At 31.4% G+C, this 19432-nt stretch carries 18 protein-coding genes; 17 read left to right on the top strand and 1 reads right to left on the bottom strand.

Annotated elements, in window-relative coordinates; translation table 11 throughout:
* The first annotated feature begins 136 nt into the window (after positions 1–136).
* The 6 genes from ACZ446_RS09650 to holA all read left to right on the top strand — a co-directional run bounded on the left by ACZ446_RS09650 (position 137) and on the right by holA (position 6412).
* Positions 137–1333 carry a patatin-like phospholipase family protein gene (locus ACZ446_RS09650; protein ID WP_464392353.1) on the top strand — a complete coding sequence of 399 codons (1197 nt, stop codon included), beginning with the start codon at positions 137–139 and terminating at the stop codon, positions 1331–1333.
* 21 nt (positions 1334–1354) lie between these two features.
* On the top strand, positions 1355–1570 hold the full coding sequence (locus ACZ446_RS09645) for a hypothetical protein (protein ID WP_464392352.1): 216 nt from the start codon (positions 1355–1357) through the stop codon (positions 1568–1570).
* A gap of 39 nt (positions 1571–1609) precedes the next feature.
* Complete coding sequence (udk, locus tag ACZ446_RS09640) at positions 1610–2224, top strand: uridine kinase (RefSeq protein WP_464392351.1); 615 nt, start codon at positions 1610–1612, stop codon at positions 2222–2224.
* 99 nt (positions 2225–2323) lie between these two features.
* Complete coding sequence (locus tag ACZ446_RS09635) at positions 2324–2977, top strand: helix-hairpin-helix domain-containing protein (RefSeq protein WP_464392350.1); 654 nt, start codon at positions 2324–2326, stop codon at positions 2975–2977.
* Entirely contained in the window at positions 2974–5301 is a 2328-nt protein-coding gene (locus ACZ446_RS09630; protein ID WP_464392349.1) for a DNA internalization-related competence protein ComEC/Rec2, read from the top strand. The genes ACZ446_RS09635 and ACZ446_RS09630 overlap by 4 nt, the downstream gene beginning before the upstream one ends.
* 103 nt (positions 5302–5404) lie before the next feature.
* A complete protein-coding gene (gene holA / locus ACZ446_RS09625; protein WP_464392348.1) occupies positions 5405–6412 on the top strand; it encodes a DNA polymerase III subunit delta in 1008 nt (335 codons plus the stop codon).
* Between the two features lie 133 nt (positions 6413–6545).
* Here the strand turns inward: holA and rpsT are convergent, their stop codons facing one another.
* Positions 6546–6806 (bottom strand): 30S ribosomal protein S20, encoded by a 261-nt coding sequence (gene rpsT / locus ACZ446_RS09620; RefSeq protein ID WP_464392347.1) that lies wholly within the window; start codon positions 6804–6806, stop codon positions 6546–6548.
* Between the two features lie 273 nt (positions 6807–7079).
* On the opposite strand from rpsT, the gene lepA reads away from it, so the two are divergent.
* The 11 genes from lepA (at position 7080) to ACZ446_RS09565 (ending at position 19431) form a co-directional block, all read left to right on the top strand.
* Positions 7080–8867 carry a translation elongation factor 4 gene (gene lepA, locus ACZ446_RS09615; RefSeq protein WP_464392346.1) on the top strand — a complete coding sequence of 596 codons (1788 nt, stop codon included), beginning with the start codon at positions 7080–7082 and terminating at the stop codon, positions 8865–8867.
* The gene (gene hemW, locus ACZ446_RS09610) at positions 8860–10023 is read left to right on the top strand and encodes a radical SAM family heme chaperone HemW (RefSeq protein WP_464392345.1); all 1164 of its coding nucleotides are present in this window, start codon (positions 8860–8862) and stop codon (positions 10021–10023) included. The genes lepA and hemW overlap by 8 nt, the downstream gene beginning before the upstream one ends.
* 95 nt (positions 10024–10118) lie before the next feature.
* On the top strand, positions 10119–11168 hold the full coding sequence (gene hrcA / locus ACZ446_RS09605) for a heat-inducible transcriptional repressor HrcA (RefSeq protein WP_464392344.1): 1050 nt from the start codon (positions 10119–10121) through the stop codon (positions 11166–11168).
* A 5-nt stretch (positions 11169–11173) separates the two neighbouring features.
* The gene (grpE, locus tag ACZ446_RS09600) at positions 11174–11809 is read left to right on the top strand and encodes a nucleotide exchange factor GrpE (protein WP_464392343.1); all 636 of its coding nucleotides are present in this window, start codon (positions 11174–11176) and stop codon (positions 11807–11809) included.
* Positions 11810–11910: 101 nt separating this feature from the next.
* On the top strand, positions 11911–13794 hold the full coding sequence (dnaK, locus tag ACZ446_RS09595; protein WP_464392342.1) for a molecular chaperone DnaK: 1884 nt from the start codon (positions 11911–11913) through the stop codon (positions 13792–13794).
* An 87-nt stretch (positions 13795–13881) separates the two neighbouring features.
* Positions 13882–15006 (top strand): molecular chaperone DnaJ, encoded by a 1125-nt coding sequence (gene dnaJ / locus ACZ446_RS09590; RefSeq protein ID WP_464392341.1) that lies wholly within the window; start codon positions 13882–13884, stop codon positions 15004–15006.
* Positions 15007–15062: 56 nt separating this feature from the next.
* Positions 15063–15815, top strand: a complete 753-nt coding sequence (locus tag ACZ446_RS09585; protein ID WP_464392340.1) for a 16S rRNA (uracil(1498)-N(3))-methyltransferase — start codon at positions 15063–15065, stop codon at positions 15813–15815.
* A gap of 1 nt (position 15816) precedes the next feature.
* Positions 15817–17127 (top strand): tRNA (N(6)-L-threonylcarbamoyladenosine(37)-C(2))-methylthiotransferase MtaB, encoded by a 1311-nt coding sequence (mtaB, locus tag ACZ446_RS09580; protein ID WP_464392339.1) that lies wholly within the window; start codon positions 15817–15819, stop codon positions 17125–17127.
* A gap of 107 nt (positions 17128–17234) precedes the next feature.
* The gene (locus ACZ446_RS09575) at positions 17235–17579 is read left to right on the top strand and encodes a histidine triad nucleotide-binding protein (RefSeq protein WP_464392338.1); all 345 of its coding nucleotides are present in this window, start codon (positions 17235–17237) and stop codon (positions 17577–17579) included.
* Between the two features lie 59 nt (positions 17580–17638).
* The gene (locus ACZ446_RS09570; protein WP_464392337.1) at positions 17639–18088 is read left to right on the top strand and encodes a GatB/YqeY domain-containing protein; all 450 of its coding nucleotides are present in this window, start codon (positions 17639–17641) and stop codon (positions 18086–18088) included.
* Positions 18089–18150: 62 nt separating this feature from the next.
* A complete protein-coding gene (locus tag ACZ446_RS09565; RefSeq protein ID WP_464392336.1) occupies positions 18151–19431 on the top strand; it encodes an NfeD family protein in 1281 nt (426 codons plus the stop codon).
* The last annotated feature ends 1 nt before the right edge of the window (position 19432 follow it).

The following is a 19432-nucleotide window of genomic DNA, read 5'->3' as shown; positions in this document are numbered from 1 at the left end:
ATGAAAAATAATAATAATGTTAGAATTATTATAGTAAACAAAAGAAAGCTTTTTGACTGCAGTCAGTGGACTGTAGTTTATTTTTTGGTTTTGAAGCTTATAAATATTGTTCTGACTTTTGCTGAGGTGAGTATTTATGTATGGATTAGTATTAGAAGGTGGGGGAGCTAAAGGAGCTTATCATATTGGAGCTCTTAAAGCCCTTGAGGAATTAAATATTGAGATCGAAGCAGTTGCAGGCACTTCTATTGGGGCAATGAATGGAGCAATGTTTGTTCAAAACAAACTCGATCTTGCTTACGATTACTGGTATAATATTTCTACTTCTAAAGTTTTAGATATTGAAGATCAATATTTGTCAGAGCTTTTAAATTTAAGCATTAATCAAAATAATATATCTTATTTTATTAAAAAAGCAAAAGAGGTATTACAAAATAGAGGTTTAGATAATTCTTTTCTAAAAGAAATTTTAAAAAACAATATTGATGAGGAAAGTTTAAGAAATTCTGAAATAGACTTTGCTATAGTTACTTTATCTTTAAGTGACTTAAAACCTTTAGAGCTATTTATTGATGATATTCCACAGGGCAAAGTTGTAGAATATATAATGGCCAGTTCTTATCTGCCAGCTTTTAAAATGCAGCGAATAGATGGGAAAATATTGATTGATGGTGGTTTTTATGAAAATTTACCTCTAAATACTCTTTTAAATAAAGGGTATAAAAAAATTATTGCCATTAGAACTTATGGTTTAGGTAAAATTGAGAAAAAAGTTGATGATAAAAAAGAGTTAATATTTATTAATCCAAGTGAAGAATTAGGAAGAATGCTTAATTTTGATCAAGAAAATGCACGGAAAAATATTAAAATGGGTTATTTTGATACAATGAGATATTTCAAAAATTTAGCTGGAAATAAATATTATTTAAATATAAAAAGAGATGAGAACTTTTTCATTAATTATTTATTAGAGTTAGATGAGCAGATAATTAAAAGATTATTAAAGCAGCTATCTTTAGCAGAAGAGCCATATTTTCGTTCTTTTTTTGAAAATCTAATTCCTAAATTAGTTAGTCTATTAGAAATAAATTATCAGGCTGATTATACAGTGATTGTTATTCGTTTATTAGAAGAACTAGCAGCTTATTTAAAAATTGACAGATATAAAATCTATACTTTTGAAGAATTATTAAAAATAGTTCGGGAAAATTATAAGAAAAAGGATAAAAAAATAAGCCGGAAGCTGCCAGCGTTTATCAAAACAAGTAGTTTGCTTCCTAAACAGCTAAAAGAAGATTTGATCTTAGATATTGCTGAAAAATTATTTATTTAAATGGGAGGATATAATTTTTTTATGAAAAACAAGGGTGAAAATGTAAATGCTGAAATGGAAATGATTAAAGATTTGAGAAAAAGAGTTTATGGTGATGATGAAACTAGTTCTAAAAATTCATATTCTAATAATCAATGTGTTTTTTGTGGTTCAGATAATGATTTACATACATATAAAAATGAGTATATCTGTGATACCTGTCTTTCAGATTTAAGAAAAGATAATTCAGATATTTAATTTATAAGTTGATAAATATTTATAAAAGGGGTTAAAGATATGAGTGCACTTTTAATAGGAATAGCAGGAGGAACAGCATCTGGTAAAACAACACTTGCCAGAATTCTAAAGGATTCTTTTCAAGATAAGGTTACAATTTTAAAACATGATTATTATTATTATGACAGAAGTCATTTTAAAGTAGCAGATCATAAAATTAATTTTGATCATCCGGATTCTTTTGAAACTGATTTATTAGTAAAACAGCTTCAGGAATTAAAGGCTGGTAGAGCAATAGCAAGACCTGTCTATTCCTATAAAACTAATGAACGTTTAGCAGAAACTAAAGAAGTAAAACCGGCGCCAATAATTATAGTTGAAGGAATTTTAATCTTTCATTATGAGAAGTTAAAGGAGCTTTTTGATTTAAAGATTTATGTTGATACTGATGCAGATATCAGATTATTGCGGAGAATTAGTAGAGACATTAAAGAGAGGGATAGAACATTTGAATCAGTTAAAAGTCAATATTTAAGAACAGTAAAACCGATGCATCAAAAATTTGTTGAGCCGAGTAAATATCAGGCAGATATAATTATTCCTCATGGTGGCTTAAATGAGATAGCAAATGATTTAATAATCAAGAAAATAAAAGATCATTTACGCCAGATTTAAATAATAGCAGCCCAGGCTGCTATATTTTTTTGCATTAAATGTTAAAAAATTACAGGAATTATAAAATTTATCTCGAATAGTGACATAGGAGGTGTTTTTATGTCAAAAATTTCTACTAAACAGATTCTAATTTTGGTCACAATTTTTTTTGTTTTGGGTTTAGCTTATTATAACCAGATTGCTTCACAAAAAGAAGTATTAAATAAGGCTTCAAGTTTAACCTTAGAGGTAAATAGTACAGCAGCAGATAAAACCCTAGAACAAAATGAAAATAGGCAAATAATTGTTCATTTAAGTGGAGAAGTTAAAAATCCTGGTGTTTATAAATTAAAAAACAAAGAAAGACTGATAGATTTAATTAAGGCGGCCGGAGGATTGGGAGCTAAAGCTGATTTAGATCAAATTAACCTTGCAGAAAAAATAGCAGATGGTCAAAAAATAGTAATTCCAAGTATTTTAAATAGAAAGCTAAATAAAACTAATGGCTCGGAGCTTATTGAAGCGGTTAATTCAAATTCGAATAAAAAAGTTTTTGCTAATTTTTCAAATCCTGTTCAAAATGAGTTAGTAAATATTAATAAGGCAGACCAAAGGTCTCTTGAATCTTTAAGTGGAATTGGACCTGCTAAAGCTAAAGCAATAATAAAGTATAGACAGCAAAAATTATTTAATAAAAAAGAAGATCTGTTAAATATAAGTGGAATAGGTGAAAAAACTTTGGAAAAGTTAGAAAATGAGATAACCTTACAATGAAAATTACAAGAAGACCAGCATTTTTAATGGCTATTTCTTTAACAGCAGGAATAATTAGCAGTAATTTATTTATTAAAAATAAGTGGTTTTTAATTTTAAAAATAATAGCAGTAGTTGAGATAATATATTTTCTTTTTTATCTATTTTTTAGACTTGAAAAATCTAAAAAATCAATTTACATTTTACTAATAATTCTATTTCTTATTTTAGGAACTTTTCTATGTGCCAATTTAGAATATCAATACCAAAATAAATTTTCAATTAAAAATTTTTCAGATTTAAATTCTGCTAAAATTTTAGCTGAAATTGTCTTTGATTTAGGTGATTTAGAAAGTAATAAGCTTTATTTAAAACCATATTATATAAATGGCAGAAAGGTTAAATATGGGAAAATTCTAGTTAACTCTCAATTATTAAAAACTTATAATAATGGTGACTTAATAAATTTAGAATTAGATACAGTTCTACCTGCAGCACCTTTAAATCCAGGAGCATTTAACTATCTCCAATATTTAAAAAACAAAGGTGTTTATTTACAGGGGTGGAATTTAAATAACATTAAATTAATTCAAAGAAAAAAATCAATTAAAAATCTCTTAATCAAATTCAAATTATTATTATTAAATAATATTAATAATTTATTTAATAAGGATGATTCCGCTTTTATAAAATCAATTTTGTTGGGAGAAAAAGAATATTTGAGTTATAGACAGGAAAATCTACTGCAAACAGCTGGAGCAAGCCATTTGCTTGCTATTTCTGGTCTGCATATGGGAATAATTATTTTATGTTTCTCTTTAATCTTATTTAGAATTTTCTCGAAAAAAATAACGGCTCTTTATTTGCTCAGCTTTTTATCGTTAATTTATATTATATTAGTCGGGGCATCTGTTTCTATTATTCGAGCATCACTGCTGGCTCTTTTATTTCTTTTTTCATCAGAATTTAATCGTGAAGGTGATTTTCTAAATATAATCGCTTTGACTTTAATCATCAATTTAATTTTAAATCCTTCAGCTTTATTTACAGTTTCGCTCCAGCTTTCATATCTATTAGTTTTAGCTTTGTTTTATCTCACACCACTTTTTAGTCAAATATTAACACCTATTTTAGCAGTTTCATTTTCAGCACAAATTGCTTCGATTGCAGTAATAGCATATTATTTTAATGAGTATTCTTATATAGCATTAATTACTAATTTATGGTTGATTCCATATATCACAATTTTATTACCACTTATTTTTGTTTTAGTCATTTTATCTCTGATTAGTTTTAGTTTTTTTAAACCTCTTGCTTTTTTTGTAGAAACTGGTCTCGGTTTTTTATTTAAAGGCTTAGAATTGATGACTGTATTTCAGCAGAGGCCTTTAGTTATTGCAGAACCTAAATTACTGGTAATTATTGTGTATTATCTGCTGTTGTTTTCTTTACCATATTTTTATCAGAAGAGATATATTTATCTTAAAGCAAAGAAATATTTAATTTGGCAGAAAATCATTCCAATACTTTTACTATTTATTATTCTTTCATTTTTTGTAAATTACAACTCAGGCAAATTAGAGGTTAATTTTTTAGCAGTTGGTCAGGGAGATGGAATATTTATTAATTTCCCCAATGGGAAAAATATGTTAGTTGATACTGGACCACCTGGAAATGATGGAAGAAACATTGAGTATAGTATAATTTCATTTTTAAATAATCAGGGAATTAAAAAAATTGATTATTTAATGCTCAGCCATTTTGATGCAGATCATGCAGGTGGAATGCCTCATCTACTTAAAAGAAAGAAAGTTGAGCATGTTTTGATTCCTCCATTTAAAAAGAAAACAGAACTTCATAATATTTTGGAAGCAGAAATTGTTAAGAAAAACATTAGTTTAAACTTTTTAAATTCTAATTTGATGTTCAAAGTTGATGATTGTAGAATTAATATTTTAAATCCAGAGCCAAATGAATTAAAAGAGGACCGGAATGAAAATTCAATAGTTTTTTTATTAACATATGAGAATAATAGTTTTTTATTCACAGGTGATTTGTCAAAAGAAGGAGAAAATAAAATAGTTGAAAACTTTAATCTGCCAGAAATTGATGTTTTAAAAGCGGGACATCACGGCAGTAAAACCTCGAGTGGAGATAAATTTTTAAATGAAATCAATCCAAAAATTATTGTTATTTCTGTAGGTGAAAATAATTTTGGCCACCCAGCAGCTGAAGTTACAGCAAGATATGATCAAAAATCAATTGATTATTTAAGAACTGATCAACAGGGAATGATAAAATTTATATCTGATGGGAATGAAATTTTAGTTAATACTTATAAGTAGTTATTCAGAATCTAGAAATAATATTGAAAAACTGGAGAGCTTACCCTAAATATGTTAAAATAAATTAGAAGTAAAATCGTGGCAGATTGTGAGGTGTAATAAATTGGATGTTGAAGCTTTTATAAATAAACAAAAAAAGATTAAAAAAGCATATTATATTTATGCTGAAAATTCCTATTTAAGAAATAAATTTAAAGAAGATTTTATTAGTGAGTTTATTCCAGAAGCAGTTAGAGATTTCAATCTTTCGTATGTAAATCCAGGTGAGGGATATCTAAAAAAATTAAAAAATACTGTTCAGACACCTCCGATGGGAGCGGAAAAAAGATTTGTGATTTCTCACTTTGAGGAAGGTGATTCTTTAAATAAAGATGAAAAAGAAAAACTATTAGATATTTTTAAAAATATTAATCAAAGTACCACTCTGCTTTTTTTAACTGCCAATAAAATTGATAAAAGGAAAAAGTTTTACAGAACTTTAAAAAATCATGTCTTATATCAGGAATTTGAAACACCACGTTATGGTGATTTAGATCAGTGGATTGTTTCGCGTTTTAAAGAATACAACAAAAGAATTGATAAGCAGAGTCTTAAAATACTTGAAAATATGTTTAGTAATAAATTAGAAATTTTAAATAGTGAAATTGAAAAGATAGTAACCCGCTATCCAGATAAAGAAAAAATTTCATATCATGACATTCAAAAAATAATTAGTAGAGAAAAGTTTATTGAAGATGAAGAAATATTTAAATTTCTAGATTTAATAGGAGATAAACGAACAGATCAGGCACTGCTTACTTTAAAAGAGATGCTAAATAGAGGTGTTTATCCCTTATATTTATTAACAATGTTAAAAAATCAAATTGAACTTTTAATGCAGGTAAAATTTTATAGTCAATATACACGTGATAATAGAAAAATAGCTAAAAAATTGGGAAAACATCCTTATCCAGTAAAAAAAGCCCTTCAGCGTAGTAGGAATTTTACTCAAAAAGAGCTGGAAAAAATATTAGAAGAAATTTTGAGGGCTAATTATCATTTTTTAACTGGCTATTATCCAGATCAAACTACTGCACTGGAAATGATAATTATCAAATCTATCGCCTATTAAATAAGCAAAGTTGGCTATTTAATATTTAAATAATATTGAATTTTTGATTTCTTAAAAAATAAAAAAACTCATCCATTTGGATGAGTTTATAATTTAAAAGATAGCTATCTTTTAGATAATTTGTAACTTTAAATTACATATTATTATACATCTTTGTGAGGCGGGATTTTTTGCGGGCTGCATTGTTTTTATGAATAATATTTCTTGTTACAGCCTTATCGATGACCTTTTTAGTCTCTTTTAACTGTTCTGCAGCAGCTTCTTTTTCCCCTGCTTCAACTGCCTTTTCCATATCTTTAATCGTGTTTTTTAATCTATCTTTCCACATGCGATTTTGAGCAGTTTTCTTTTCTGTTGTTTTAACTCTTTTCTTAGCAGATTTAATAATAGGCATCTAACTTCACCCCCTCTTAAAAGTAAATATTTATACTCTCAGACTTAATTTGCAACATTTCAATTTTAACATGTCATAATCCAAAATGCAAGAGCAAAATTAAAAAATAAGCTATCTAATTCTAGATTTATTCTGTGTTATCAATATTTTAAAGAAAAATATTATTGCTTTCTGACAATTGATTAATAGCTCTAAGTATAATATAATTAAAGTGCTGTCTCGAGCAAATTACTTGCTGGAGCTAAATGAAAAAGTAAAAAGGAGGAAGTTTTGTTGCAAACTGATAAAATAAGAAATTTTTGCATAATAGCTCATATAGATCACGGGAAATCTACTCTTGCTGATCGTATGTTAGAATATACAGGGACCATTACAGATCGAAAAATGCAGGAACAGGTTTTAGACAAGATGGATTTAGAAAGAGAAAGAGGTATTACAATAAAAGCTCAAGCTGTGAGCATTGAATATCAGGGCTATGAATTAAATTTAATTGACACTCCCGGTCATGTTGATTTTGCGTATGAAGTATCTAGAAGCCTTGCAGCCTGCGAAGGTGCTGTTTTGGTAATTGATGCTGCTCAGGGTGTTGAAGCTCAAACTATGGCTAATATTTACCTTGCTTTAGAACATGATTTGGAAATTATTCCAGTGATCAATAAAATAGATCTGCCTTCTGCAAACCCTCAGCGGGTTAAAGAGCAGCTCTTAGATATTGGAATTGACCCAGATGAGGCAATTTTGGCCAGTGCGAAAACTGGAACTAATATTGATCAAATTCTTGATGCAATAATTGAAAGAGTTCCCGCTCCCAATAATGGAATTAATCAGCCATTAAGAGCTTTGGTTTTTGATACATTATATGATTCTTACCAGGGTGTAATAGCTTATGTTCGAGTTATGGAAGGGTCAGTAAAAAAAGGAGATAAAATTTTATTAATGTCTAACCAAAAAAGTTATGAGGTAGATGAGGTTGGATTTTTTAGTCCTGCTATGCAGAAAAAAGATGAATTAACTGCCGGAGAAGTTGGTTATATTATCTCAGGAATTAAAGATGTCAGAAATTGCCGTGTAGGTGACACAATTACTCTGAAAAATAATCCAGCCCAAAAGGCACTACCAGGTTATCAAAAAGTTCAGCCTATGGTTTTTAGTGGGCTTTATCCGACTGATAATGCTGATTATGAAATTTTAAAAGAGGCCTTAGAAAAACTGCAGTTAAATGATGCATCTTTTACATTTGAACCAGAAACTTCGGAAGCATTAGGATTTGGCTTTCGCTGTGGCTTTTTAGGACTATTACATATGGAGGTTATCCAGGAAAGATTAGAAAGAGAATATGACTTAGATCTTGTAATAACAGCTCCAAGTGTAGAATATCAAATCATCAAAAAAAATGGTGAGGAATTAAAAATTGAAAATCCAGCTGCGTTTCCGGACCCAAGTGAAATTGATAAAATAAAAGAACCTTTTGTGACAGCAGAAATCCACCTTCCGGAGGAGTATGTAGGTCAGGCAATGGAACTTTGTCAGGATAATCGTGGAGAATTTAAAGATATGCAGTATATTGATCAAGATCGAGTTACTTTAAAATATGAAATGCCTTTAAGCGAAATTATTACAGACTTTTTTAACCAGCTTAAATCTAAAACTAGAGGTTACGCAACTTTAGATTATGAATTAGAAGGCTATAAGGTATCTAAACTTGTTAAACTTGATATTTTAGTAAATAAAGAAGTTGTAGATGCTCTATCGACAATTGTGCATGATGAAAACTCTTATCAGCAGGGTAATGCTTTAGTTAGAAGATTAAAAGAAGTAATTCCTCGTCATATGTTTAAAGTTCCAATCCAGGCTGCTGTTGGTGGTAAAATTATTGCTCGAGTTAATATTCCTGCAATGCGTAAAAATGTGCTGCAGAAATGTTATGGTGGGGATGTTAGTCGTAAAAGAAAGTTGTTAGAAAAGCAGAAGGAAGGAAAAAAGAGGATGAAACAGGTTGGTAGTGTAGAAATTCCTCAGGAAGCATTTATGACAGTATTAGAAAGAGATGAAAATGTATAATTTAAACTTTGAAACTGCTAATGCTATTTATATTCATTTTCCATATTGCAGCAGCAAATGTCCTTATTGTGATTTTTATTCAACTAAATATACTAAAAAAGGGGTGGGCCAGTTTTGGGCCGCTCTTTTTTTGGAATTAGAAGAATTATCAAAAAAAGTAAATAATAATTTAGTTCAAACTATTTATATTGGTGGGGGGACACCATCTCTAATAGACCCCTTAACTGCTGCTGAGTTAATTAAGAAAATAAAAGAAAAATTTAAAGTTTCTCCAGCTGCTGAAATAACAATGGAAGTTAATCCAACTTCAATTGATGAAGAGAAAATTATTAAATTAAAACAGGCTGGAATTAATCGTTTAAGTGTTGGCATTCAAAGTTTTAATGACAAGCATCTTTCTTTTCTTGGTCGCAGAAGTGATTCAGAAAACAATAAAAATAAATTAAGGTTGATTGATAAATATTTTGATAATTATAGTGCTGATTTAATTTTTGCTTTACCAAATCAAAGTTTAGATCAATTTGAAGATGATTTAGAAGAGATGCTTAATTTTTTGCCACCACATATTTCTTTATATAATCTTGAGCTGCATGAAGACACTCCTTTTTATGAGAGGTATAAAAAAGGTGATTTAAAACTTCCTGCAGAAGAGCTAGACGCAGATATGTATGAGTTGGCTTTAGAAAAACTAAATTCTGCGGGCTATCAGCATTATGAAATCTCAAATTTTTGCAGGTCTGGATATAGGGCGCGCCATAATTATATATATTGGTTGTATCAACCTTATCTGGCTCTAGGTCCGGGTGCATCAGGTTTTGATGGTAACTGCAGATATCAAAATATTAGAGATCTGGAGAAATATATTAAACATTATAATTCAGAAAATATAAGTAAAGATAAAATAAGAAAGATAAATTGTTTGTCAAAAGAAGAAAAGATGGCAGAGTATTCATTTTTAGCTTTGAGAACAGATAAGGGTTTATTTTATCATGAATTTTATCGAAAATTTGAACTTAATTTTAAAACTGTATATAAAGAAGAAATTAAATATTTAGTAAAGAATAAATTGATAATAGAAGCAAATGAGAGAATTTATCTAACAACCAGAGGCAGGGAGCTGGCAAATGAAGTTTTTCTTAAATTTTTAAGGGATTAACTCTTAATATTATTTGACAAAAAAAAAACAATATGTTATTTTATTATTAGCTGTTAGCACTCTCTGTTGTTGAGTGCTAAAAAGAGAGGTGAGAAATGATGGTTGACGAACTGGATTCAAGAAAAAAACGAATACTGCAGGCCATCATTCAGGAACACATAATTTCCGCATCTCCAATTGGTTCAAGGACACTTGCGAAAAAATATAATCTGGATGTAAGTCCTGCAACTATCAGAAATGAAATGGCTGATCTGGAAGAACTTGGTTATTTAGAACAGCCTCATACATCTGCCGGTAGAATACCATCTGACAAGGGTTATCGTTATTATGTCGATCAGCTTGTCAGCCGGGAGAAAAATCAAGAACCTGGTGTAATAGAAAATATTGAGAATTTATATCAAGATCTTCAGGATGTACAGGATATAATTTCTGGTATGGCTAAAATGCTTTCAAATATGACTCATTATACGGCCATGGTTAGTGAGCCTAAAAGTCAGATCAGTAAATTAAAGAAAGTTGAGATTATGCAGTTAGCGAATAATTCGCTGCTTTTAGTCTTAGTTACTGATGCTGGGATGGTTAATAATAAAATTATCAATTTAGATCAGAATTTATCATCTGAAAAGATTTCATATATTAATAAATTTTTAAGTGATAAATTAGAAAATAAATTATTAGCTAATCTAGATTCAAACTATTTAAATGAAGTTGAGAAAGAACTTATGGCAAGACTTGATCTTTCTGTTGACTTATTTAAACAATTTTATAATGAATTTGAAGGTGCATTTGAACCTGGTGGAGTTAAAGTTTATTTAGGAGGTACCTCCTATATTTTAGAGCAGCCGGAGTTTAATGATCTGGAAAAAGTAAAAAAAATGCTCAAATTACTTGATCAGGAGGAAATGTTGAATAAAATTATTAACAGTATTTCTGGTTCTGATCTTGAAATAAAGATTGGTCAGGAAAATGAAGTAGAGGATATTAAAAACTGCTCGCTGGTTGTTGCAACCTACTATATTTCGAATCGAGCAGTTGGGAAAATTGGAGTTATTGGTCCCACCCGTATGGAATATCCACGAGTTATTTCATCGGTTGATGTTATTTCAGATATTTTAGGTAAATTAATTTCTAAGGCTAGTGGGTGATAATAATGAATAAAGAAGAAAAAGAAAATATTGATTTAAAAGAAAATGCAGAGGCAGAAAATAAAGAAGATGCTGAATTAAATGAAAATCAAAAAGACGAAGCTGCAGCAGATAATGATTCTGAGACAGAAAAAACAGAAAAAAAGGGAGTCCGACTGGAGCTTTCGCGAGAAGAATTGATTGAAGAAGTAAGAGAAAAAAATGAAAAAATAAAAGCGATGGATGCCGAAATTGATGATCTTTTGAGTAGGTTACAGAGATTACAGGCTGATTTTGTTAATTACAGAAAAAGAAGTGAAAAAGAAAAGGCAGAAATGACCACCAGAGGTAAAGTTCAGCTTTGTGGGAGTTTACTACCGGTGTTAGATAACTTTGAACGTGCTCTAAAAGCAGAAGATAAAGAAAATGATTTTTACAAAGGTGTAGAAATGATCTATAATCAACTTCTAAAGAGTTTTGCTGAGGAAGGGATTGAAGAAATAATTGCTGAAGGAGAAGAATTTAATCCAGAATATCATGAGGCAATTATGAGAGTTGAAACACCTGAATATGAAGAAGATACTGTGATAGAAGTGGTACAAAAAGGATTTATTTTAGAAGATAGAGTTATTAGACCTGCTATGGTTAAAGTAGCTGGATAATAATATTTCAATCTAATAAATTTATTAAACTTTTTTGGGTTTTACAAACTTTTATAAAATAAAGAAAAACTTGCAAACAATTTTATAAGGAGGAATATAAAATGGGTAAAGTAATTGGTATTGACTTAGGTACAACTAATTCCTGTGTGGCTGTAATGGAAGGTGGAGAACCAACCGTTATTCCAAATAAAGAAGGTGCTAGAACTACTCCTTCTGTAGTAGCATATTCTAAAAAGGGAGAGAGAATTGTCGGTGAACATGCTAAACGTCAGGCTGTAACAAACCCTGAGCAGACAATTGCCTCAATTAAAAGACATATGGGAACAGATTATAGTGTGACACTTAATGGAGAAAATTATAATCCACAGCAGATTTCTGCTATGATTTTACAGAAATTAAAAAGAGATGCAGAAGAATATTTAGGTGAAGAAGTTGAGGAAGCTGTAATTACAGTTCCTGCATACTTCAGTGATGCCCAGCGTCAGGCAACAAAAGATGCTGGTAAAATTGCTGGTTTAAAAGTAGAAAGAATTATCAATGAGCCTACAGCTGCTTCTTTAGCTTATGGCCTTGATGATAAAGGTGAAGAAACTATTTTAGTTTATGACCTTGGGGGAGGTACTTTTGATGTTTCCATCTTAGATATTGGAGATGGAGTTTTCGAAGTTATAGCAACTAATGGTAATAATCACCTTGGTGGAGATGATTTTGACCAGAGAATTATTGATTATCTTGCCGAAGAATTTAAAAATAGAACTGGAATTGACTTAAAGAAGGATAAAATGGCACTTCAGCGTTTAAAAGATGCAGCTGAAAAAGCTAAAATTGAGTTATCAAGTGTTAAGCAGACAAATATTAATCTACCATTTATTACTCAAACTGATGAAGGTCCTGAACACCTAGATATTGATCTAACAAGAGCTAAGTTTGAGAGCCTAATCAGTGATTTAATTGAGCAGTCTATGGAGCCAGCTCGTAAAGCTTTAAAAGATGCTGGTATGGATAAATCAGATATTGATGAAGTAATTTTAGTTGGTGGTTCAACTAGAATTCCAGCTGTTCAGGAAGCAGTTAAGAATCTAATTGGTAAAGATGCACATAAAGGAATCAACCCAGATGAAGTTGTAGCTGTTGGTGCTGCAATTCAAGGTGGTATTTTAGCAGGGGATGTAGATGATGTAGTATTATTAGATGTTACACCTCTATCTCTTGGTATTGAAACTCTTGGAGGAGTATTTACCAAATTAATTGATAGAAATACCACAATTCCTACTTCAAAATCTAAGATTTTCTCTACAGCAACTGATAATCAGTCAAGTGTAGATATCCATGTTCTGCAGGGTGAGAGAAAGATGGCAAAGGACAACAAAACCTTAGGACGTTTCCAATTAACTGATATTCCACCTGCACCACGTGGAGTGCCTCAGATTGAAGTAGAATTTGATATTGATAAAAATGGTATTGTTCATGTATCTGCCAAAGATAAGGGGACAGGCAATGAACAAAAGATTACCATTAAATCTACAAGCGGTCTTTCTGATGAAGAAATAGAAGAAATGGTAAAAGATGCTGAAGAGCATGCTGAAGAAGATAAAAAGCGGGTAGAAAAGATTGAGACTCGTAATGAAGCTGATGCTCTAGTTCATCAAACAGAAAAGACTCTGGAAGATGCTGGAGATAAGGTGGATTCAGCAATTAAAGATAAAGTTGAAGCTGCTAAAGATGAATTAAAAGAAGTTTTAGAAAATGAAGATGCTGAAATTGAAGCAATAAAAGAAAAAATGGAAGCTCTAACTGATGAATTAACAGAGCTAAGTTCTGAGCTGTATTCTCAAGCTGAAGGAGCACAAGCAGGTGCTGGCGCGGCAGGAGCACAGCAAGGAGCCGGTCAAGCGGGTCCACAACCTGGAGCTGGAGCAGCTTCTCAGGCAGACGATAATACAGTTGATGTAGACTTTGAAGAAGTAGATGATGAAGAGAAATAAATTAAGGGAAGAATAGTTCAGTTTAGGGAGAGTATTCCTCTCCCTATAACTGTTTTCTCTTTCTTTTTTTAGAGAGGTGATTTTAAGATGGCAAAAAATGATTATTACGAACTGCTCGGTGTTGACCGGGATGCCGATCAAAAAGAAATTAAGCGAGCTTATCGTAAGCTGGCCAAAAAATATCACCCTGATATGAATCAGGATAAAGACACCTCAGAAAAGTTTAAGGAAATTTCTGAGGCTTATGAGATTTTAAGTGATCCGGATAAAAGAGCACGTTATGATCAGTATGGACATTCAGGTATTAATGACCAGGACTTTAACTTTGACGATTTCGCTCAGGGTGGTTTTGGTGGTCTTGATGACTTATTTAATATGTTTGGCTTTGGCGGTGGAATGGGTGGTCGTAGACAAAATGGACCCCGCCGTGGAGCTGATTTGCAGTATAGAATGGAAATTTCTTTTGAAGAAGCTGCTTTTGGTGGTAAAAAAGAAATTAGAATACCCAGAGAAGAAGAATGTGACCGCTGTGGTGGCAGTGGTGCTGAACCAGGTACAGATGTAAAGACCTGTCCTGAATGTAATGGTCAGGGTCAGGTTCGCACCAGTCAACAGACACCATTTGGCCAATTTACGCAAAGCAGAGTTTGCAGCCGCTGTGGTGGAGATGGTAAAATTGTGGAAGAAGCCTGTCACAAGTGTAGTGGATCAGGTAAAGTTCGCAAACAGCGAAAATTAACTGTTAATATACCTGCCGGAGTAGATACTGGAACCAGACTTCGAATGTCTGGAGAAGGTCAGGCTGGTGAAAAAGGTGGACCAGCAGGTGACTTATATATTATAATGGATGTACAGGATCATAAAATATTTGACCGCAAAGGCGATGATCTCTACTGTGAAGTTCCAATAAGTTTTGTCCAGGCAACATTAGGCGATAAAATTAAAGTACCTACTTTAGAAGGTAAGGTACAATTCGATATTCCTGAAGGGACTCAGCCTGGAACAACCTTTAGATTGAAAAATAAAGGTATAAGCCATCTAAATGGTTATGGAAGAGGAGATCAGTATATTAAGGTCAAAGTTATGATTCCTAAAGACTTAGATGATAAACAGAAAGAACTTCTGGCAGAATTTGCTGAAATAAGTGGTGAAGAAATCAACCCGGAGCACAAAAGTTTTTTAAAAAAGATAAAAGACGCAATTAATATTTAAATTGAGATTTAAGATAGATTATTATGAATTCAACTCTAAACTTTGGAGTGAAAAAAATGCATAGATTTTTTATAGATCAGAGTACTGAAGTTAATGAAAGCGTAATTATTTCTGGAAATGACTATAACCATCTTAAAAATTCCCTGCGCCTAAATATAGGTGACAGGGTTATTCTTTCTGATGGTAATGGTTTTGATATGGAAGCTGAAATAACTAATTTTAATGATGATGAAGTTATTTTGAAAGTTTTAAAAAAGGAAAAATCAGGAGTTGAGGCTGGGATAAAAGTTTGGCTGGCTCAAGGCCTACCTAAAAAGAGTAAAATGGATTTAATAGTTGAAAAGGCAACTGAAATTGGTTTTTCTGGACTAATCCCGCTAGAAAGCAAAAGAACTATTGTTAAATATAACCATAAGAAAAAAGAAAAAAAGAGAAGCCGCTGGCAGAGAGTTGCTGAAGCTGCAGCAAAACAATCAGGTCGAGCTGTTATTCCAAAGATTGAAGACTTTCACAGCAGCAGTCGGCTTAAAAATTTAAAGCAAAAATTTGATTATGTATTATTATTGTGGGAAGATGAAGAAAATCTTTCACTTAAAAATTTTTTTAGAGAAAATAATGTTGATGCAGCAGCTGATATCTTGGTAATCATTGGTCCTGAAGGAGGATTTTCAGAGGCGGAAGTACAGCAATTCAAGTCTGAACTTGAAGCTCAGGTAATTACACTTGGCCCCCGCATTTTAAGAACCGAGACTGCTGGGATAACTGCCTTAACAGCTATTTTATATGAGAAAGGTGAACTTGGTGATTAGTATGATAAAAAGAGCAGCTTTTTATACCTTAGGTTGTAAAGTAAATCAATATGAAACTGAAGCTGTAATAGACATTTTTATAGATAACGGCTATCAAATAGTAGATTTTTCCGAAAAAGCTGATGTTTATATAGTTAACAGCTGTACTGTAACAAATGAAGCAGCTAGGAAAACAAGACAGATAGCTCGGAGAGCAAAGCGTCGTTCTGAAGAAAGTATTGTTGCAATAGTTGGCTGTTATACTCAGGCTTTTCCGGATGAAGTAAGAGATATAGAAGAAATTGATTTTGTAATGGGCAGCAACAACAAAGCTGATATTTTGGATAAAGCCGAAGAAATGCTGGCTGGAAAATCAATTAAAAATGATGTCAAAGAATATAAAGAATTAAAAGAATATGAAGAATTGGAACTGAAGAGACTGACAAATACAACTAGAGCCAATGTCAAAATTGAAGACGGCTGTAATCAGTTCTGTAGTTACTGTATAATTCCTTATGCTCGGGGTCCTGTAAGAAGCCGTAAAAGAGAAGAGGTTGCAGCAGAGATTAAAAGATTAGCTGACCAGGGTGTCAAAGAAATTATTTTAACTGGAACTCACCTTGGTGCTTATGGTAGTGAAAAAGGAAATAAAAAAGGATTAACTCAATTAATGGAAACTTTAACTGAAATTGAAAATTTAAATCGTGTTCGTTTAAGCTCAATTGAGGGAACTGAAATTGATAAAGGAATGATGGATTTAATTGCTGAAGAAGATATTTTCTGTCCTCATTTACACCTACCCCTTCAGAGTGGAAGCAACAAGATTTTAGAAGCGATGAACAGGCCCTATACTTTAGAGGAGTTTAAGAAAACTGTAGCAGAATTAAGAAGTAGAATACCAGATTTAGCTGTTACAACAGATATTATTGTTGGTTTCCCAGGTGAAACAGAAGTTACCTTTGCTGAGACATTAGAAGCCGTTAAAGATATAGGTTTTTCTAAAGTACATGTTTTTCCTTATTCTGCTAGAGAAGGAACACCAGCGGCAGAAATGGAGCAGTTAAATGGAAATTTAGTAAAAGAATACAGCAAAAAACTGCGTTTGGTCAATGAAGCTTTAATGCTGGATTATCAAAAAGAATTTATTGGTCGAAAAAAAGAAGTTTTAATTGAAGAAGTTAGGGATCACACTACTGGTTTATTAACAGGTTATACTGATAATTATCTTAAAATTTTAGTTGATGGTTCAGACGATTTAAAAAATGAGTTAGTTAAAGTAAAACTAAGTGGATCAATTGATCCCTATCATTTAAAAGGTGAAATTATAAAATAGCAGGAATTTTCTTCTTTTAAGAGAATATAATTAATAGTTGAAGTATAAATATGGATTTTGAGTCATATTTAAATATCACTAAGTATATTACACGAGGAGGGGTTTTTTTGAAAGATTGTTTATTTTGTAAAATTGCTTCAGGTGAGATGGATACTGATTTTGTTTATGAAGACGAAAAAGTAGTCGTTTTTGAAGATATAAATCCTCAGGCACCTGTACATTTATTAATAGTTCCTAAAAGGCACATTCCAGATTTAAATAATTTAAAACCTGAAGCAGGTGAATTGATCGGACATATTTATCAGACTGCAAAAAAATTGGCCGCTAAATTTGAAATAGCAGAGTCAGGATATAGGCTTGTAAGCAACTGTGGTGACGATGGAGGTCAAAGTGTTTATCATATTCATTTTCATCTTTTAGGAGGGAGACAGCTGCAGTGGCCCCCTGGATAATATAAAATTATTAGAGATAAACAAATAGCTTAACTTAATTATAGATTGGAGTTGTAAAAATGAGCAAACTTAAAGAAAAGTTAATTGAAGACATGAAAAAAGCAATGAAGGCTAAAGATAAAGAAAGACTTTCTGTAATTAGAATGACCAGGTCAGAAATAAAAAACAAGGAAATAGAAACTGGTGAGGAACTAGATGATCAGGGAGTAACAGCAGTAATTGCTAAACAGGTAAAACAGATAAAAGATTCACTGGCTGACTTTGAAAAATCTGGCAAAAAAGATGTTATGGAAAAGCTGCACAAAGAAATTGAAATTTTACAGGAATATTTACCTGAACAGATGTCAGAAGCAGAAGTCGATGAACTTGTAGATCAGGTGATCGAAGAGACAGGTGCAGAAAATATGTCAGATATGGGTCAGGTTATGGGGGCAATTATGCCTAAAATTAAAGGTAGAGCTGATGGCTCTATGGTAAGCTCAAAAGTAAAAGAAAAATTAAGTAGTTAAATAATCTTTTTAAAGAAAGGGGAGCTCCTCTTTCTTTATTCCTCTTTATTGGAGGTATTATAATGAGAAAAATAATTTTAATTTTTTTAATATTTATTTTAATTTTTAGTTTTTATAGTTCAGATTCCAAGGCAGAAGTTATGCATCTAATCTTAAATAGTGAAATTAATAATGCTGAATTTAGTTTTATTGATAAAAATGTAACTGAGGCTGAAAACCTGAATCTAGATTTTATAATTTTAGAAATAAATTCACTTGGTGGTTTTGTAGATTCTGCTCTCAAAATTAGAGATAGAATTTTAGAATCAGAAATAAGAGTTGTTAGTTTTGTAAACGGCAGGGCCTGGTCAGCTGCAGCTTTGATTGCTTTAGCGGGTGAAGAATTATATATTTCACCAGCTTCCAGTATTGGAGCTGCTGAAACAAGGCCTAATGAAGAAAAATACATTTCTGCTTTAAGAAAAGAATTTGCAGCTACTGCTGAAAGAAGAAATAAAAACCCTAAAATTGCTGAAGCGATGGTTGATGCTTCAATCGAAATTGAAGGTGTAATCGAAAAAGATAAACTTTTAACGCTTACTGCAGCAGAAGCTTTAGAATTAGGTATTGCTGATTATAATGTTTCGACATTGTCAGATTTAGCAGCAGTAGAAAATATATCTTTAAATGAGATTACTACAATAGAAAAAACTAATTTAGAAAAGATAATGGGCATAATTAGTAATCCATATGCCAGCTCACTTCTTTTAATTATTGCTTTTTCTGCCCTAATATTTGAAGCATTAACTCCTGGTTTTGCTTTGGGAGGAACAGTTGGGATAATTACATTGTTAATCTTTTTTGCCGGTCATATTTTTACTGGTGCAATTGGAACGGGAATTGTCATTTTATTTATAGTTGGCATCATATTAATTTTAGCAGAGATTTTTATTATTCCAGGTTTTGGAATTGCAGGAATCAGTGGAATAGCAGCTGTTTTAACAAGTTTATTCTTTATTTTCCCTAATAGCTCAATTGCAATCAACGTTTTATTAGCAGTTGTCCTATTTACCCTTGTTATAGGAATTTTTATGGTTAAAAAATTTGGAACCAGTCGTTTTTGGAAAAAAATATCTTTAGACAGCAGTTCTGAAAATTATTTTTCTTCAACTTCTAAAAAAGATTATCTTGATCAAGAAGCTGTAACCCTTTCCAAGTTAAGACCAGCAGGAACTATAAAAATTGAGGGCCAGAGGATAGATGCAGTTAGTGAAGGAAGTTTTATCGAAAAAGGTAAAAAAGTTAAAGTGGTTTCAGTGTCTGGATCTCGAGTTGTTGTTCGCAAAATATCAGAGGAGGAATAAA

This window comes from Halanaerobium sehlinense (genome assembly GCF_055379485.1).
This window is presented reverse-complemented; position numbering and strand designations above follow the sequence as displayed.

What these genes read in the sequence shown, in the direction of transcription:
- ACZ446_RS09650 (WP_464392353.1), top strand. Translation starts at nt 137, where the DNA reads ATGTATGGATTAGTATTAGAAGGTGGGGGAGCTAAAGGAGCTTATCAT.
- ACZ446_RS09630 (WP_464392349.1), top strand. Translation starts at nt 2,974, where the DNA reads ATGAAAATTACAAGAAGACCAGCATTTTTAATGGCTATTTCTTTAACA.
- ACZ446_RS09565 (WP_464392336.1), top strand. Translation starts at nt 18,151, where the DNA reads ATGAGAAAAATAATTTTAATTTTTTTAATATTTATTTTAATTTTTAGT.
- ACZ446_RS09645 (WP_464392352.1), top strand. Translation starts at nt 1,355, where the DNA reads ATGAAAAACAAGGGTGAAAATGTAAATGCTGAAATGGAAATGATTAAA.
- hemW (WP_464392345.1), top strand. Translation starts at nt 8,860, where the DNA reads ATGTATAATTTAAACTTTGAAACTGCTAATGCTATTTATATTCATTTT.
- dnaK (WP_464392342.1), top strand. Translation starts at nt 11,911, where the DNA reads ATGGGTAAAGTAATTGGTATTGACTTAGGTACAACTAATTCCTGTGTG.
- ACZ446_RS09570 (WP_464392337.1), top strand. Translation starts at nt 17,639, where the DNA reads ATGAGCAAACTTAAAGAAAAGTTAATTGAAGACATGAAAAAAGCAATG.
- udk (WP_464392351.1), top strand. Translation starts at nt 1,610, where the DNA reads ATGAGTGCACTTTTAATAGGAATAGCAGGAGGAACAGCATCTGGTAAA.
- rpsT (WP_464392347.1), bottom strand. Translation starts at nt 6,806, where the DNA reads ATGCCTATTATTAAATCTGCTAAGAAAAGAGTTAAAACAACAGAAAAG.
- ACZ446_RS09585 (WP_464392340.1), top strand. Translation starts at nt 15,063, where the DNA reads ATGCATAGATTTTTTATAGATCAGAGTACTGAAGTTAATGAAAGCGTA.
- mtaB (WP_464392339.1), top strand. Translation starts at nt 15,817, where the DNA reads ATGATAAAAAGAGCAGCTTTTTATACCTTAGGTTGTAAAGTAAATCAA.
- ACZ446_RS09635 (WP_464392350.1), top strand. Translation starts at nt 2,324, where the DNA reads ATGTCAAAAATTTCTACTAAACAGATTCTAATTTTGGTCACAATTTTT.
- dnaJ (WP_464392341.1), top strand. Translation starts at nt 13,882, where the DNA reads ATGGCAAAAAATGATTATTACGAACTGCTCGGTGTTGACCGGGATGCC.
- grpE (WP_464392343.1), top strand. Translation starts at nt 11,174, where the DNA reads ATGAATAAAGAAGAAAAAGAAAATATTGATTTAAAAGAAAATGCAGAG.
- hrcA (WP_464392344.1), top strand. Translation starts at nt 10,119, where the DNA reads ATGATGGTTGACGAACTGGATTCAAGAAAAAAACGAATACTGCAGGCC.